Genomic DNA, 15,962 nt, shown 5'->3' on the forward strand with positions numbered 1-15,962 from the left:
AATTCGATTGACGGAGCCCGTGCAGTCCAGATCCGATCCATGGCGATCGGCGGTCATGGCGCGCCTGTGCTTAAAGGACACGATGGCGTGTGGTCAGGCCCACATGAGCGACCTAGTTAAGACATCAGTTCAAAACGAAAGAGGTCGCATGGCTGATCGTACGCCGACCGAAGCAGGGCGTGATGCCGTCATCACGCATGGCATCGTCACCGACAACCCCGAAGCATTGCTGCGCGGGACTGGTTGGCGCGCGGCATGGGCCGTCTGCCGCGAGGGCGGGCTGAGGCTATGGAGCGATGATGCCTTTGGGTTGGCCGGAAACGTCGCCTTCCGCGTGCTCATGGCCGTCTTTCCGTTCCTGATCTTCACGTCTTCGATGACCGCCTTCATAGGGAATGAAGGCATGGCCGAAGATCTGATCTCTTTCCTCATCGCCATCGTGCCGGAGGCGCTGATCGAGCCGATCGTTAAGGAAGTCCGCCAGGTGATGACTGTCCAGCGCGGTGGCGTCCTTTCCCTTGGCATCCTCTTGACCATCTGGTTCGCGGTTGGCGGTGTCGATGGCATCCGGGTGGGCCTCAATCGCGCTTACGGTGTGCGCGAGACCCGCCCGTGGTACATCCTCTATCCGCTGATGGCTCTGATGGTGGTGATCGCCAGCCTGGTCCTGGTGCTGGTCGGCTACCTGCTTGTCCTGGCCCCGCGCGCCGGCTCCTGGTTGCACGTCCTGTTTCCCGACTTCGATCCGGCCTCCGTGACGGTCAGCCTCGCGCGTTATCCGTCGGCTGCGCTCATCCTCATCGCATCCCTTTTCCTGGCCCATGTCTTTTTGCCGGCACGCCGCACGCGGTTTTCCTCGATCTATCCCGGGGTCTTGTTCACGGTCGTCTCCTGGATTGTGCTGACGGCCGCCTTCTCTTTCTACCTCGGGCACTTTGCGGCCTATGCAAGCTACTACGGAGGCCTCGCCGGGATTATTGCGGCGCTCTATTTCATGTACCTGGCTGCCCTGGTTCTCATCTTTGGCGGAGAGCTCAACCGGGCGATACGTATCCGTCGCTTGACGCGCGCGATGCGCGGGCCAAAAGCAGGTGCCGATCAGTCGTGATACGGCGGTAGTATTGGCCATATCCTGCGCCCCGTGACCGCTTCGAGCCCTTGCACGAAGTGACATGACGCACTCGACGGTATCTATCTTCGATGGCTAAGCAGCTGCGGGTTCGGTTGCGCGACCTGTCCGGAAGACGCCCGCGGCAAGCGCAAGGATGGCAAACCAGACTACGGAGGTCCCGGCCCCCGCACCTGCCATCAGGACCCCGAAGAGAGGGGCGCCGGCGGTCTGGCCCACGGCGATGGTCAGGAACCCGATCATGAGCCCGGTCGCGGGACGCTCCGGCAAGGCGCGGATGCCCCAGACAAGGTAGACCCCCGTCAACATCACATAGGCTGCGCCGAAGAAAGCGCCGCCGATCAAGACGAATGCGGGCGGGGCAATGCCCGATCCGACCGCAAGGATGCTCGCCGCCATCAGCCCCAGGAAGGCCCAGTGAACGGGGTTGAGACCGAACCGGTCGATGAGCGTGCCGGCCCAGGCTCCGGCAATGCCGCCCGCGCCGATACAGGTCCAGAGGATCCCGGCGCCCGTCGGCCCCCATCCCAGGTGCTGCGACACGAGCTGGCCTCCGAAGGACCACAGGGCGGTGCTTGCCGCCCCCATCAAGAACGACGCGCAGATCAGGCGCACCACCGGGCCCTTCATTGAGGGCAGACCGCCCGCCCCCTCGCCGCCCCGTGAGGCCGGAAGGGAGACCGCAGCCGCAACCGCAAGCACCACCGCCAGGGCGGCGAACGCGCCAAAGGCCAGCCGCCACTGCCCGGCAATGGCAAGGGCGATTGGTCCCGACAGGGCCACCCCGGCGCTTGTCCCGGCATTGATCACTGTGTTCGTGAGATCCTGACGGCTCTTCTGCACCGCGGCCGCTACTGCGGCGGCCATGGGTGGAGAGGCAAGGCCCGTGCTCGATCCCGCCACCACAACGGCAATGGCAAGGATCATTGGCGTGGGCGCAAGCGCGATCCCGGCCATGCCGACAGCAGCGACCATGGCGGCCCCCACGGCAACCGCGCGCGCGCCAATCCGCTCGGTCAGCACCGCGGACGCGATAATAGCGATGCAGTAGCCGGCAAACGCGCCGCCAGAGATGATCCCGCTGAGCGAGGGACCGAGGCTCAGGTCGCCGTCGATCTGCGGCAGGAACAGGCCGAAGGCGAAACGAGCAAAGCCGTAGCAGACCGCGATCAGGCCGAAGCCTGTCGCGCCGATGCGAAGGGCGGGGCTCATGATTGTACCCTCTCGATCAGGATGGCCGCCGCCGCCCGTGCTGCGGACACGGCGTCGCCCCCCCGGTAGACCGCCGCATGGGTTGCCCCCTCAAGAAGAACCAGCACCTGTTCGGCCAGGACCGGGTCGTCGCGGCCAAGGTCTGCTGCGACGACCTGTTCGATCCGATGGTGAAACGCCGTCTTGTGCGCTGCAACGGCCTCGGCGATTTCGGGCGTATCGCCGCCGGTCTCGGCGCGCGAGCGCAGGAACAGGCATCCTCGCGTGCCCTCGACCCGCACCCAGTCTTCCAGGGCTGCAAAAAGCCCGTCGACGGTCTGCACATCGAGCCGCGCCATGAATCGCCGGTCGCGCTCGCTGAGCACCCGAGCCATGAGCTGCGCCTTGCTGCCGGCATGCTTGTAGAGCGTCCGGCTCGACATCCCCGCGGCCTCTGTCAGACGGTCCATACCGGTGGCCATGTAGCCGTGCCGGTCAAAGAGCCGCTCGGCGGCGGTGGTAAGCTTGGTCATAATCTCCATGGTAATCCTCCTTCGGGCCATGGACATTAATGTAAAACGTTCGTTTTACTTTTCAAGGCAGCAGGGCCGAGGATGCCTTCGTCCGCGGGACGTTCGCTCGGGGCTGCCTCGACATCGCGACCGCCGCGAAAAGCCGGCTCAATGGGCCGCGTGCCGGCACCAGACAAGCGGTGCACAGCAGCTATAAAACGCCCGCCAAGACGGCCAGTGCCTTCAAATTTCGATAGTTTCGGCGAGCGCCAGTGCCTCTGCCAGCTACCGCCAGAGGTATCTGACAGTGTGATCGATCCTGGTCTGGCCTAATGAGAGGTGGAATGCCCGGAGGTTGCCCGTTTTTGGTAAAATAGGATGACCTTAGAGTGCATTATCTCGTGAATGCCATGGCCGCCGACCTCCAGACAAAGGAAGACCACCCACGCACGCACACTACGCGCCTGCCGGTGGGGCAAGATGTGAAAACGCAGCAACGGAAGCTGCATAGCTGGTCCGTATCCGCCTTCAGACCGATCCGAGGTAATAGCCGATGGCCTCCACCAATTCCGTTTCTTCATAGCCGAAATGGGAGCGGACGACCTCTTCAAGCTTCCGGTACGTGGCTGCGGCATGAGCGAAGTTCGCCTCTTGCGGATCTGCCATCAGCGCGTCCGCAGCGCGGCTTAGACGGATGATCAACTCGTGGACCACCTCGTGCTCTGACAGCAGTTTGGCAACGACCTCTCGAAACATACCTTCCCCAGCGGCCTCGATCCGGGGGAACATATCGAACCCCTCAATGTCGTGGTGGATCTTGAGGGCCCGGCACTCGCGCCCGCAAAGATTTCCGAACGCCCGTAAATTCTCCGCCATATCGAGAGAAAGTATGATCTGCTTCAGATGCTCGGGAGGAGCGTCTCCCGCTTCGATCCGCGCCAATACCGCGCCAATCTGGGCCATCTCCATCAGATAGTGGCGGTGGATGGCCGCCAGCTGTCGCCCTTGGCGGCGGTGCATGTCTGTTGCTGCCGGAACCTTTGGCGCCTTGGGCCGCGCGGCCTCGTCAAGCGTCAGCTCATCCAGCGAAAGTGTTGTGATATCCTTCATGCTTCGCATGAAAGCCTCTGCTTGCGCCAAGTCAAGGGCAACGACCGTGCGAATTGGGCATTCGCCTGACCGATGCCCCCGAGATCGGCTCTGACAGGACCTTTGCACGATGCGCGGCAGAGGGCCGGTTCGAGCCCCGGTTCACGGAGACTGCGCCTTTCAGAAATGGCCCCTTTTGCTCTTGGTCCAAGACTCTCGTAAATGGTGATACTCCGAAAAGCATGTGAACTGAGTGAGGGCAGAAAAGCATGAATATTGAGGGTGTTCAGTCATGGTGGACCAGTACGGCAAGGCCTGGGTCAAGGGCGATCCGGCGCAGATTGTCACGCTCTTCTCAGAGGGGGCCACTTATCGTGAAAAGCCGTTCGATGACCCAATGATCGGCCGGCAAGCCATCCAGCAGTACTGGCAAGAGGGCGCGGCAGACGCTCAGACAGACGTCACCTTTGCCTCGCAGGTCTGGGCCATCAACGGGAACGAGGCGGCGGCGGGCTGGCAGGCCAGTCTTCGGCGGGTCAAAGACGGAAGCCGCATAGAACTGGATGGCACCTTTCGTCTGAGATTTTCCGAAGGTTCGGACCCCCTGGTTTGTGAAAGCCTCGAAGAATGGTGGCACCGCCGCGAAGTGGATAAGTGATTTTTCCGCTCAGGCGGCGCATTCAATCCAACCGGCCAGCGTCCTTTGACTGGCGCAAGCAGAGCAGCAGCTTCCTCCGCGATCCGGACATTGTTCATGCCGGGCGTGGCGGCGGTTCTGAAAACCCGTCGGCTATTGCATCCGCTCTTTCAGGATATCCATAAGCGCACCGTCGCGCGGCAACTCATCCGCGCGGCCCTCTTCGCTCAGCCAGTAGAAACGGCCCGGAGGCATGCTGCTGGGTAACTCGTAGTCCATGCCTTCCCATTCGTCCTCCCGGAAGGCGTAGAAGGCCCAGTGCGCGCTGCGCGCATCTATCGCGTCCAGGACATCGCCCAGGTAGGCTCCGCAATCGGGCCAGCGGCGCATACATCCGAATTCCGATGCCACGATGCGGGTTGCCGGAAGGCCCTGCCCTTCCGCCCAGTCGAAGGCCGTTTCGATATGGGCGGTGACGGCCGCCCGGTCCCAGGTCAGCTCACCGCCCGCGTAGTCCGTCCGCACGCCGGGGTAGCGAAGCGGCTGGTCGCGCCGCATGTTCGGCGCGCTGGTGGCGGCATAGGGTTCATACATGTGGAAGGCATAGAGCACCCGGTCATCCGCAAGCGGCGCCGGCCAGGCGGAGAGCGACCGGGGGTTGGCGTACCAGCCGGCGTCAACCATCACAGGGGTCACCGGGTCGACAGCGCGGATCGCGGCAATGGTTCGGTCGTAGAAATCGCGCAGATCCCGTAGGCCGCCATCCTGCCCGGCCTGCCAGGCACGCAGGTCCTGATCCGAGGCGTTCTCTTCCGGGCCACCGGTCTTCTCCGGTGCGGGCTCATTGACGATATTGTAGCCCGCGACCGCCTCGTGATCCTTGAGCGCCACCGCCAGATTCGCCCAGAAGCGGATGGCCTGCTGTTGATAGTCTGGATCGGACCATATCCGGTCATCGTAGCTGCCACCGTTGTGTTGCGTCCAGCGTCCGCCCGGCAAGGTCAGTGGCACAATGACCACTTTCAAGCCAGCCGCCTGGGCCGCGTCCAGCTGATGCCTCAGGATGGTCAGATCCTCAGGCACCAGCCCCTGGTAATCGTCCGCATCTCCGATCAGGAAATCCCGCCCCTCGCCTTTCCACTTGCTGAAGGTCAGGCGGACCCAGCTGGCCCCGGTATCCGTCAGGGCGGTGAAATAACTGCTGTCCGCCGGTTTGGCGTTGAAGGCATTGCCGCCTTTTTGCGGGCTATCCCAAAACGTCATGAGATCCGCGGACCGGGCAGACTGGGGCTGCAAGAGCCCGAGCGTGGCAAGACACAGGAGGATCCAGCGCATCATTTCGCTCCAGCTAGAGATGATCAACCAAGGAGACAGGCAGCTTTCCCAAGGCCTGTTAACTGGAGTTAACAACATTGGCCCGCAGGGCGCCAGTTGCCCGTTCACGTGATTTCGCAGCCGCAGGGCCCCTTGAAGCCCATTGGTTTGGTTCCTCTTGGCTAAGGTCCGTCTGGCAGGTCCGGCACTGGAGTCTAAGAAAGAGCCTCCGCGATCCGCAGCAGCATCTCGGCCGCGTCTGGCGATGCCGCATCGCGGGCGATCTTCTCCGTTTCACGCACGGATCGATGCGCCTGCTGCAACACGTCCTGACCGGCCTTGGTAAGTTGCGTCCGCTGGATGCGCCCGTGCTCGGCATCGGGGGTTCGTTCGATCAGACCGGCCCGGTCGAGTTTCACCAGCATCGACTGCATGGTCTGCGGCGTTACGAAGGCCCGCCGCGCCAGCCGTGCATTGGACGCGCCGGGCTCCGCTTCGAGGCTGCACAGCACGTTGTACTGCGGAGCCGTCAGACCAAGCCCCTTCAGCTGCCGGTCCATGTGCAGGCGAAGCGCCTGCTGCGCGCGCTTGATCGCGTAGCCAAGCGAGTGATGGGCCTCGAAGGCGGAGTCATCCGAGGCGGAGGGTGTATGGGCGCTTGTCATATCAGTAGGCTTATATTATATCAGCTCCCTGACTTTAACCTCCCAGCCTGTGAAAGACAATCCTCATGCCCCATCTTATCGGACCCGGCTTTATTGGCATCCAGGTCGCAGACCTGGATGCCGCCCGCACCTTCTACACCGAGGTCGTCGGGCTGCCCCTTGCACCCTACGCACCTTCGGGCGCGGTGGTGTTCGACACCAGGCCGATCCCCTTCGCCGTACGAACCCCGGTTGTCGACCTGGAAGAGACGCGCCCCCTCGGCCATGGGATTGCCCTTTGGTTCGGCTGTGACGACGCCGACGCGCTGCATGACCACCTCACGGACAAGGGCGTTACGATCGCCTTCCCGCCCAAGGATGGCCCCTTTGGCCGCTACTTCGCCTTCGAGGATCCTTTCGGCTATTCGATCACCGCGCATACCGTCGCGCAGGCAGATTGAGCGATGACCTGCTGGATCGGCATAGCCTCCGCGGAGCATGTCCGTGGGGGCGTCGCAGGCGGCTTTGCGCAGCTGGGCCATGGCAGGCACGATGCCATCCGGGCGCTGCGCAAGGGGGACTGGCTTGCCTATTATGCGCCGCGTGAAGGCATGGGGACCGGCGCGCCTGTTCAGTCCTTTACGGCCCTCGGGCGCGTCACCTCCGAAACCCCGTACCATGCGGCGCAGGCGATGGACTTCAATCCCTACCGGGTCGATGTCGACTATATTACCAAGGCACGGCCCGCCCCCATTCGTCCGCTTCTGGAGGTCCTCGACTTCACGCGCCATCACGCGGGGAACTGGGGATTGCTTCTGCGCGGGCCCAAGCGACGCATTACCCTGGACGACATGCGGCTTATCGCAGAGGCAATGGGCGTTCCCTCTGGCGAGCTGGACGGTACCGGATGACCGCTTAGCACCCATCATGTTCAAAGAGGCCTCGGCTCATTTACTTATAGAGCCGAGCACAAAGGTCTTTGAGGGGCGACCATCAATGTTTCGCAACCTGCCTCGCCAGCGTGCGATAGGCGGTTGGCCGCGAGAGCGAAATGACCTCGGCCAAGTCCGACACCGAATACTCCCCAGTTGCGTGCATCCGTGTCGGCTCCGCCGCCTGCCGGTCGGAAAGCTATGGTTTCTTGCGCCTCAGCTTCCCTTTGGCGCGGGCCACCGCCATGCCCTCGCGGGTGCGAAGCCGGATTAGGTCGGCTTCGAACTCAGCGAGGTCGCCAGCACGTTGAAGAACATCCGTCCCATCGGATCGGCTGGGTCGTAGACCGTGCTTCCTAGCGCGAGCCGCACCCCGCTCTCAGCTAGCCCATGTGCGATGTCGCGCGCGCCCGTCACCGAGCGGGCCAGCCGGTCAAACGTCGACACCACAAGCTTTTCGCCCGCGCGCACGGCAGCCAGCGCCCGGGCCGGTCGCGGTTCCGGCCGATCAGCCCAGACTCGGTGTAGATTCACTCGGAGGCCACGCCAAGGTATTCCAACGCCGCGCGCTGCGCGGCGAGAGCTTGAGCGTCGGTGGAGCAGCGGGCATAGCCAATGCGGAGGTTTGTTATCAGTCAAGTGTCGCAAGAGCCCCCATCAGCGACAAACAATTATACCACCGTATCGACACATAGTTTTTCCGGCAGAGGAAGGGGCAAGAGGTGGAAACAAACGTTCGTTGAACGATCCTCAAAAGTACAGCCCCCGGTCATTCGCTCACCGTTCACAAATGACGCTCGTGCGGGACGTCCCTGCCGCTCGCTGCACTCAATGCATCGCCGCCGCAGGAGCGACAGATCTTGCTGGGAGGTCGGAGAGCTGCCATCCGCTGCATTATGGACGACTGGCTCCGACGCGCAAAAGCAGGCATGAGCTTCTTCGCTCTGCGGAGGCCCGGGCCAAGTCTCTCTTCCCTTGTGAAAGTCCAGTTTGCGACTGTTTCGTTGCATCCCGCCGCAAAGGCATTCGAAAGAAATGATTGATTTTTATCCGATTGTCGCATTGACTGGATGCAACCAAGGGTAGTTTTCGAGGCGCCCCGCAGGGGACCAACGGCCTATTGAAAACGTGAATTTCGATGTTCCCCCGCAGAGGATAATATTCTCATGGCACGACGCATCTGTTTCATTGCATTCGCCGCTTCCCTGTCCGCGGCACCGCTCGCCGCGCAGGTGACCACCGACGCGGGCACCCTCACCACCGAGAAGATCGAGCGGTTCTTTAACCAGCCGGGCTATTCCCCCTACGCGGGCCGCGATTATCCGGCCCAGCCGCTCTGGGGCGAACAGCATCTGCATACCTCGTGGTCGCCCGATGCCTTCGGGGGCGGCACGCGCGTCGGCCCGGATGAGGCGCTTCAATACGCCAAAGGCGGCGAGATCACGTCGAACACCGGCCAGCAGGTGAAACTGTCTCGCCCCTATGACTGGATGGTCGTCGCCGATCATTCTGACGCGCTCGGTGTCGTGGCCAGTATCTACGACGGCGATCCGGCCTTCATGTCCGATCCGACGCTGAAACGCTGGCATGACGACATGCGCAAGGGCGGTGAGGCTGCAGCCGACGTGGTCATGGAAATGATCACCCTTCAGGGCCAGGGAAAAGTCCCTGCCGCGATGACCGACAAGACCACCCAGATGGACATGTGGCAGAAAATGACGGAGATCGTCGAGGGCCATAACCAACCCGGCGTCTTCACCGCTCTGATCGGCTATGAATGGACGTCGAACTACGGCGGAGGGAACAACCTGCACCGCAACATCATTTACCGGGACGGCAAGACCTTGGCGGACATGGTCCGGCCCCTCACCACGTTCGACACCGAGATTCCGAACGAACTCTGGGATTGGATGGAAAACTATGAGGCCGAGACCGGCGGCCGCCTTCTGGCGATCCCCCACAACGGCAACCTCTCCAACGGGCTGATGTTCGCGACCGAGACGCCGGACGGCAAGCCGATCGACGCGGAATGGGCAGAGACCCGCGCCCGGTGGGAGCCGCTCTACGAGGTCACGCAGGGCAAGGGCACCTCCGAACAGCACCCGTCGCTGGCGCCGTCCGATGAATTCGCGGACTTCGAGATCTGGGACAAGGGCAATCTGAACGTGGTGCCCAAGGAGCCCGGGATGCTCGACTACGAATATGCCCGCGAGGCCCTGAAGCGAGGCCTCAAGCTGGAGGATGAGTTCGGCACCAACCCGTTCAAGTTCGGCTTACTCGGCTCCACCGACGCGCACACCGGTATCTCCTCCACCGAGGAGAACAACTTCTTCGGCAAGTTCCCGACCTCCGAGCCCGGCGTCGAACGGTCCACGGGCAACGCTTTCGACTTCGACGGGCGTACCGTGAAGGACTGGAAACTCGGAGCCTCCGGGCTGACCGCCGTCTGGGCGGCCGAGAACACCCGCGCGGCGATCTGGGATGCGCTGAAGCGCAAGGAGGTCTACGGCACCACCGGCACGCGGATCGGCGTGCGCTTCTTCGGCGGCTGGGGCTTCGCGGAGGAGGACGCGCTTGGCCGCAACCCCGGGGCCATCGGCTATGGCAAGGGCGTGCCCATGGGCGCCGACATGCCCCCCGCGCCAGAAGGCGCAGAGGCGCCGAGCTTCCTCGTGGCTGCGATCAAGGATCCCTATTCCGGCAACCTCGACCGCATTCAGATCATCAAGGGATGGGTCGATGCCGCCGGCGAGATGCAGGAGAAGATCTTCGATGTCGCCTGGTCCGGCGACCGTGCCCCCGGCGCGGATGGCAAGCTGCCCGCTGTGGGTGACACGGTGGATGTGGAGAAGGCCACGTGGACCAACACCATCGGTAGGCCGGAACTGATCACCGTCTGGACCGATCCGGAGTTCGACCCGCTGCTCGACGCCTTCTACTATGCCCGGGTGATGGAGATCCCGACGCCGCGCTGGACCGCTTATGACGCGGCCTATTTCGAAGAGAGCACCTTCACCGACGATGTGCCTATGACCGTGACCGAGCGGGCCTATACCTCGCCGATCTGGTACTCGGCAGGGCAGTGACCCATGGCGGACTTCGGAACCACCATCGCGCTCGGTGGCCCCTTCGATGAGGCCATCGAGAGGGTGACTGCGGCCCTGGCGCAGGAGGGCTTCGGGATCATCTCCCGGATCGACCTCGACAAGGCTTTCGCAGAGAAGCTGGGCCAGAGTTTCCGGCGCTACACGATCCTGGGGGCCTGCAATCCGGGCCTCGCCCACCGCGCGGTGACAGCCCGTCCAGACGTGGGCCTGCTGCTGCCCTGCAATGTCACTGTCGAAGAGGGCCCGGACGGGGCGCTCGTCCGGTTGGTGGATGCGGGCCAGATGATGGCCATGGGCGACCTGGGTGAGGCACCCGAGATCGCGGAACTGGCGGAGGATGCGGGCGCGCGGCTCGGCCGTGTTGCCGCCGCGCTTCAGGGCCAGTGACGGGGTAACGATGTCTCTTTCCACACCGCTCCAGGCCACGCTGCGCTCGCCGCTCGTGCACTTCTTTGTGCTCGGCGGGCTGATCTTCGGTGTCTATGGGCTGACCGCGGCGCCAGACGCCGCTCCGCCCCGCGACGACGTCATCACCCTGACCGAGGCCGAGGCCGACCGCCTTGCCGATGATTTTTATGCCGGGTGGGGCCGTGCGCCCACGACGGAGGAGGCCCAGGCCCTGGTGCGGGACTGGGCCATCGAGGAAGCCATGGTCCGCGAAGGGCGCGCCCTTGGACTGGATCAGGGCGACGCGATGATCCGCAACCGCCTGCGCGCGAAGGTCGAATTCCTCGCTGAAGCACCCGCCGCCGCGCTGGAGCCCGATGCCGCCACCCTCGCTGCCTACTACGAAGCCAACGCCGCCGACTATGCCGAACCCGCGCGGATGAGCCTGACGCAGGTGCTGCTTCCCGCCGCCGTCTCGGACGCCGAGGCTTCGGCGCTTGTCGCGGACCTGCGCAGCGGAGCCGATCCCGACGGGATGGGCCGCACCACGCAGCTTCCGCACCGGATCGAGGCCATGGCCCTGCCGGCGCTCGACCGGGTCTTCGGCGCGGGTTTCGCCGACGAGGTCGCCGAGCTGGCTCCCGGAACCTGGGCCGGCCCGCTCACCAGTGTCTATGGCCCACACCTGCTGCGGCTCGACGACGTCACGCAGGGCTCCCTGCCTCCACTCGACAGTCAGCGAGAGAAAGTACTGGCGGACTGGCGCTATGACGAGGCCCGCCGGATGCGGGACCGCTACACCGAGGAGCTGATGAGCCGCTATCGCCTCTCCCTGCCTGGGATGGCGGAGGGGGCGGAGTGAGACGGCTGGCCGCCCTCCTGCTGCTGCTCTTGTCGGTGCTGCCGCACGGGGCCAAAGCCCATGCCCTAGACCCCGGTTACCTCGAGCTTTCTGCCATGAGCGACAGCCGCTGGCGGGTGAGCTGGCGGATGCCGGACGTGAACGGCCGTCCAATGCCGATTGCGCCGCGCCTGCCTGCGGGCTGCGAGACCACCGCGGCCTCTGCGCCCGGCTTCGACGGGCGGGCTTGGGTATCCTCCTTCATGGCGCATTGCCCCGAGGGCCTCACCGGGGGCGAGATCGCAATCGACGGGCTCAGCCGCACTCGCACCGACGTGTTGGTACGCTACGAACTGGAACCTGGCGCGGCCCAAACCCGCAGGCTGACCGCAACCGCGCCCGCCTTCACCGTACCCATAACGCCAGGCCGGGGCGAAGTCTTCACCAGCTACGTGGCGCTCGGCTTCACCCATATCCTCGAAGGACTCGATCACCTGCTTTTTGTGCTTGCGCTGCTGCTTCTCGTGCGCCAGCCGCGCAGGCTGGTCTTCGCGATCACAGCTTTCACACTGGCTCACAGCGTCACGCTCGCAGCGGCCACGTTCGGCTGGCTCCGCTTGCCTTCCGCGCCGGTCGAGGTGGTCATCGCACTCTCCATCGTTTTCCTCGCCTTCGAATTGGCCAAGCCGCCCGTGCGCCGCGACCCCGTGGCTGAGCGTTCTCCGGCGTTGGTGTCCTTCGGCTTCGGGCTGATCCACGGCCTCGGCTTCGCCGGTGCCCTGCACGAGATCGGCCTGCCGCAGGGTGACGTGCCACTGGCCCTGCTGGCCTTCAACCTCGGGGTGGAACTGGGGCAGCTGGCCTTTGTCGCGGTGCTGTTGGCGCTTTGGGAACTGGCCCGGCGGATCCTTCCGGTGCTGGCCCGCCATGGCACCGGGCTGAGCCATGCCGGCAGCTACGTGATCGGCACCACCGCGGCCTTCTGGGTCATCGAGCGTTTGTCCGGGTTTTAGCGCAGAGAGCTCCGATCGAAGTCAGCGTCGTCAGCGGACGCCTGCGTGGATCATGACCAGACCAATCTCCGTGCGATACTCGGTATCTGGCTTTCTCCGCGTGGCAGGCATGTCAGCTTTGGGCTGGGACCGGTCATGCCCCGTGCCAGGCGCGAATGTCGGCTGTGGGCTAGGAGAAACAACCATCGCAGTCCCCCAGGTTTTCGGTCCGCTGCGCCGCCGCAGTTAGGCTGTGGGCCCTGAATGACCGATGCCGCGTTCTGCGCGAAGGACACCTTTCACTAATGGGTGACATGCCCCGAATACGCGTCAGCAAGGTGTGCCTTGATGAAACCGGAGCTGCCATCGCCCGCTGTCCTTGACCCATAGCGACGACCGGCGTCCGATCTCGATCTTATCGCCGGTCCTTACCTCACTGGTGTATGTCGCGAGGGCCACGTCAGGAGCGACCAATTCGACTGAGTAGTCCGGTAGAGGCAGCAACGCTTTGATTTCAGCGTTTGGATCGGCCTCGAAGAGCATCTCCGCTCGTTCATATCTGCGTCCTGACCTGCCGAACTCCAGAAAATCCGAAGAGAATACTTGATCCATGAAGACCGGATCAAAGCGTGTTTCGGCCCGCCAAAGTGCTTCTTCCAAGGCCATCAACGCAGATCTATCCTCTGGTGCCAAAATCACTCCCTACCTCGATATAGGAAACAGAGACGGCAAGAATTCCAGATGAGTGTAGACATATCAAGGCGAAGGTCGAACGCCGGCAAAGTCCGCTCAGCCGACGGCACAATCTCGCCAGAGTTCACACGCGCGGCAAACGGCAGCTTTGACCGACGCACTACCGCTATCTGAGCTGGGTCTGGATGTCCGCCATGGGCCGGGAGTGCCAGAAAGGCAAGTCACACCCCACCAGCTTTAAGGTCCGCTCAACGGAGCACAGCTACCGTTGATGCCGGATGCAGAAGAAGCCCGGTTTCCGCTCTGCTATGAAGGCTCTTATCCAAAAGGATAGGTTTGTTATCCTTCTGCAAGCAAGGATATCCCACCGCACTGATGACCGAACAAAGGGTATTTTCTAATCTTTCAGGACGTAATGCCGGCCAATGGAGGAGTTCATGAACTCGACTTGGCAAGAATCCTTCGACCTCGGCCCGGAGTGCCAGTTGGTCGAGAAACTTGAGGGCGAGGCCCTTGCGTTATCCCATAGGGGAAATTCTGTCGCAGCCATGCAAAAGTTCGAAGAGGTTTCTCGAACTTGCCTACCGTGTATGAAGGCGACGGCGGGAATGATCTGCAGAAAGAGTATCAGCTTTTAAAGATGCAGTTTCCGTAAGCCACGGCTTTGTCGCGAAAAAAGACGAGGCGAAGGGCTTATCTCGTGGATCCAGCGTGGTCACCGGTCTGGATGAGCTTACGGATCGCGCCGAGCTACAAAACCAGGAACTGCCGTGTCTACAGTAAGCCGGTGAAGGCGCCACTTCTGCCAGCCCACCCGCGCACGCGCTGAAACAGCGTGGCTCCCTGCCAATCGGGCTCAAACCGGAGGTGGCCTGGACGACCGGGCCCGGTCTCTCGAGCGACAGGCAGTGCCCAGCGTTTACCCTGGAGGAAAGCGCGAGGTTCAGAGTGTGAGAACCAGTCTTTGAAAGGATGGTTGCCGTGGCTCGCTGCGGCACCTTCCATTTTCCTCGCGCTCCGCGCAGATTTTTTGGCCCGTCGTGTCACATCGCCTGCTGCTATGTCGTCAACACCGTGTCACACTACAACGGAGACGACGATGACACCTCGAATGACCGATCATATGAAACGCGCCAAGGCCGGCTTCGAGCCGATGTTCGCGGTCGAAGCCGCCATCCAGCGCAGCACGCTCGAGCCGCTGCTGGTCCACCTGGTAAAGCTGCGCGCCAGCCAGATCAACGGTTGCGCCTTCTGCATCCAGATGCACGTGGCCGAGGCGCTGAAGGACGGCGAGACGCCGCTGCGGCTGCACATGCTATCCGGCTGGCGCGAAAGCGCGCTCTACTCGGAACGCGAGCGCGCGGCGCTTAGCTGGACCGAGGCACTGACCCGCCTCTCCGACACGGGCGCACCGGATGCGGACTGGGCGCCGGTCGAGGCGACCTTCGACACCGACGAACGTGCCTGGCTCACGCTCTCCATCGGGGCGATCAACCTCTGGAACAGGGTGCAGGCGGGCTTGCGCGTGCCACATGCCACCACCCTGCCCCCGGTGCAGGCCGATGCGGCCTGATCCGGCACTGAATTTCGAGACGGAGCGGCCGCGGCTGCTCCGTCTCGCCTATCGCATGCTCGGCAGCCATGCCGAGGCCGAGGACATGGTCCAAGAGGCCTTCCTGCGCTGGCAGCACGCAGAGGCCGTGGAGGTACCGGCCGCCTGGCTGACGCGGGTGGTTTCGCGGCTCTGTCTCGACCAGATGAAATCTGCCCGCGCCCGGCGCGAGACCTATCCCGGCACGTGGTTGCCGGAACCTTTGATCGAGGAGGTCGACGACGCACTGCGCGAGGACAACCTGACGCTCTCGCTGATGATGGCGCTGGAGCGGCTGTCACCGCTAGAACGCGCGGCCTTCCTGCTGCACGACGTCTTCGGCCAGCCGCTGAGCGAGGTTGCAACCACGCTGGACCGCAGCGCTTCGGCGACGCGCCAGCTTGCCAGTCGTGCGCGGGCACATGTACGGATCGACCGCCCCCGCTACGAGGTGCCACGCGATACGGGCCACTCCATCGCCCGGGCCTTCTTTCACGCCTGCCGTTCAGGCGATGCCTCGGCCCTGAACAAGATGCTCGCCGAGGACGCGATGCTTTATTCCGATGGTGGCGGGCGGGTCAGTTCCTACCCGAATGTCATCGAGGGGGCGACGAACCTCGTCAGGCTCTTCCAGGGCCTTCAGCGCAAGTTCGGCGCGCAGATGCAGTTTCTGGGTGCTAGGGTAATTGACGGGTTGCCGGGCTTTATCAGCCGCAACGACGGCAACCTGCAAATTACCGCGCTCGCGATCGAGGATGGCCGCATCAAGGCCCTGTACATCACCCGCAATCCCGAAAAGCTGACCGGCCTTCTGCCGCACTGAGCACGGCCGCCTTCGCAACCGCCCGCCCTGCCCGATCTTAGGCAATCGCGGCCCCATGCCGACCCCCAGACCTGGATCAG

General features: G+C 63.5%; 16 protein-coding genes and 1 pseudogene. 10 read left to right on the forward strand and 7 right to left on the reverse strand.

All coding sequences use genetic code 11. From position 1 onward, the window contains the following. Positions 1–148 precede the first annotated feature (148 nt). Positions 149–1,108 (forward strand): YihY/virulence factor BrkB family protein, encoded by a 960-nt coding sequence (locus HCZ97_RS10050; RefSeq protein WP_167688576.1) that lies wholly within the window; start codon positions 149–151, stop codon positions 1,106–1,108. A gap of 96 nt (positions 1,109–1,204) precedes the next feature. On the opposite strand, the gene HCZ97_RS10055 is transcribed toward HCZ97_RS10050, so the two are convergent. From HCZ97_RS10055 to HCZ97_RS10065, 3 genes are all read right to left on the reverse strand, one after another. Then, positions 1,205–2,341, reverse strand: coding sequence for an MFS transporter (locus HCZ97_RS10055; RefSeq protein WP_167688577.1), 1,137 nt, complete (start codon positions 2,339–2,341; stop codon positions 1,205–1,207). Beyond that, on the reverse strand, positions 2,338–2,862 hold the full coding sequence (locus tag HCZ97_RS10060) for a TetR/AcrR family transcriptional regulator (RefSeq protein WP_167688578.1): 525 nt from the start codon (positions 2,860–2,862) through the stop codon (positions 2,338–2,340). The genes HCZ97_RS10055 and HCZ97_RS10060 overlap by 4 nt, the downstream gene beginning before the upstream one ends. A gap of 498 nt (positions 2,863–3,360) precedes the next feature. Continuing rightward, the gene (locus tag HCZ97_RS10065; protein ID WP_167688579.1) at positions 3,361–3,942 is read right to left on the reverse strand and encodes a hemerythrin domain-containing protein; all 582 of its coding nucleotides are present in this window, start codon (positions 3,940–3,942) and stop codon (positions 3,361–3,363) included. Between the two features lie 271 nt (positions 3,943–4,213). Here HCZ97_RS10065 and HCZ97_RS10070 point away from each other — a divergent pair, with 271 nt between their 5' ends. Next, complete coding sequence (locus HCZ97_RS10070) at positions 4,214–4,579, forward strand: nuclear transport factor 2 family protein (RefSeq protein WP_167688580.1); 366 nt, start codon at positions 4,214–4,216, stop codon at positions 4,577–4,579. A gap of 132 nt (positions 4,580–4,711) precedes the next feature. Here HCZ97_RS10070 and HCZ97_RS10075 read toward each other — a convergent pair whose 3' ends face one another. Together HCZ97_RS10075 and HCZ97_RS10080 are read right to left on the reverse strand one after the other, a co-directional pair. After that, positions 4,712–5,821 carry a glycoside hydrolase family 5 protein gene (locus HCZ97_RS10075; protein ID WP_217701759.1) on the reverse strand — a complete coding sequence of 370 codons (1,110 nt, stop codon included), beginning with the start codon at positions 5,819–5,821 and terminating at the stop codon, positions 4,712–4,714. Between the two features lie 266 nt (positions 5,822–6,087). Continuing rightward, a complete protein-coding gene (locus tag HCZ97_RS10080) occupies positions 6,088–6,537 on the reverse strand; it encodes a MarR family winged helix-turn-helix transcriptional regulator (protein WP_167688582.1) in 450 nt (149 codons plus the stop codon). 65 nt (positions 6,538–6,602) lie between these two features. Between HCZ97_RS10080 and HCZ97_RS10085 the strand changes: the two genes are divergently transcribed. Continuing rightward, positions 6,603–6,977 carry a VOC family protein gene (locus HCZ97_RS10085; RefSeq protein WP_167688583.1) on the forward strand — a complete coding sequence of 125 codons (375 nt, stop codon included), beginning with the start codon at positions 6,603–6,605 and terminating at the stop codon, positions 6,975–6,977. Between the two features lie 3 nt (positions 6,978–6,980). Next, positions 6,981–7,427 (forward strand): EVE domain-containing protein, encoded by a 447-nt coding sequence (locus HCZ97_RS10090; protein ID WP_167688584.1) that lies wholly within the window; start codon positions 6,981–6,983, stop codon positions 7,425–7,427. 82 nt (positions 7,428–7,509) lie between these two features. Here the strand turns inward: HCZ97_RS10090 and HCZ97_RS20825 are convergent. Then, positions 7,510–7,978 (reverse strand): annotated as a pseudogene (locus HCZ97_RS20825) (recombinase family protein). A gap of 636 nt (positions 7,979–8,614) precedes the next feature. Between HCZ97_RS20825 and HCZ97_RS10100 the strand changes: the two are divergent. Genes HCZ97_RS10100 through HCZ97_RS10115 form a run of 4 tightly spaced genes read left to right on the forward strand, consistent with a single transcriptional unit; the run spans position 8,615 to position 12,796 of the window. Then, positions 8,615–10,534, forward strand: a complete 1,920-nt coding sequence (locus HCZ97_RS10100) for a DUF3604 domain-containing protein (protein WP_167688585.1) — start codon at positions 8,615–8,617, stop codon at positions 10,532–10,534. Positions 10,535–10,537: 3 nt separating this feature from the next. Continuing rightward, complete coding sequence (locus tag HCZ97_RS10105) at positions 10,538–10,942, forward strand: DUF302 domain-containing protein (protein ID WP_167688586.1); 405 nt, start codon at positions 10,538–10,540, stop codon at positions 10,940–10,942. Between the two features lie 55 nt (positions 10,943–10,997). Next, a complete protein-coding gene (locus HCZ97_RS10110; RefSeq protein WP_167688587.1) occupies positions 10,998–11,804 on the forward strand; it encodes a peptidyl-prolyl cis-trans isomerase in 807 nt (268 codons plus the stop codon). Further along, entirely contained in the window at positions 11,801–12,796 is a 996-nt protein-coding gene (locus HCZ97_RS10115) for a HupE/UreJ family protein (RefSeq protein WP_368484354.1), read from the forward strand. The genes HCZ97_RS10110 and HCZ97_RS10115 overlap by 4 nt, the downstream gene beginning before the upstream one ends. A 309-nt stretch (positions 12,797–13,105) precedes the next feature. Here the strand turns inward: HCZ97_RS10115 and HCZ97_RS10120 are convergent, their stop codons facing one another. Beyond that, on the reverse strand, positions 13,106–13,435 hold the full coding sequence (locus HCZ97_RS10120; protein WP_217701760.1) for a DUF4440 domain-containing protein: 330 nt from the start codon (positions 13,433–13,435) through the stop codon (positions 13,106–13,108). Between the two features lie 1,144 nt (positions 13,436–14,579). Here HCZ97_RS10120 and HCZ97_RS10125 point away from each other — a divergent pair. Both HCZ97_RS10125 and HCZ97_RS10130 read left to right on the forward strand, forming a co-directional pair. Further along, positions 14,580–15,041, forward strand: coding sequence for a carboxymuconolactone decarboxylase family protein (locus tag HCZ97_RS10125; protein WP_254871455.1), 462 nt, complete (start codon positions 14,580–14,582; stop codon positions 15,039–15,041). Continuing rightward, positions 15,031–15,882 carry a sigma-70 family RNA polymerase sigma factor gene (locus HCZ97_RS10130; RefSeq protein WP_167688590.1) on the forward strand — a complete coding sequence of 284 codons (852 nt, stop codon included), beginning with the start codon at positions 15,031–15,033 and terminating at the stop codon, positions 15,880–15,882. The genes HCZ97_RS10125 and HCZ97_RS10130 overlap by 11 nt, the downstream gene beginning before the upstream one ends. The last annotated feature ends 80 nt before the right edge of the window (positions 15,883–15,962 follow it).

It is taken from the genome of Pseudooceanicola sp. HF7 (genome assembly GCF_011806405.1).
In the GTDB taxonomy this organism is placed as follows: Bacteria; Pseudomonadota; Alphaproteobacteria; order Rhodobacterales; family Rhodobacteraceae; genus Pseudooceanicola.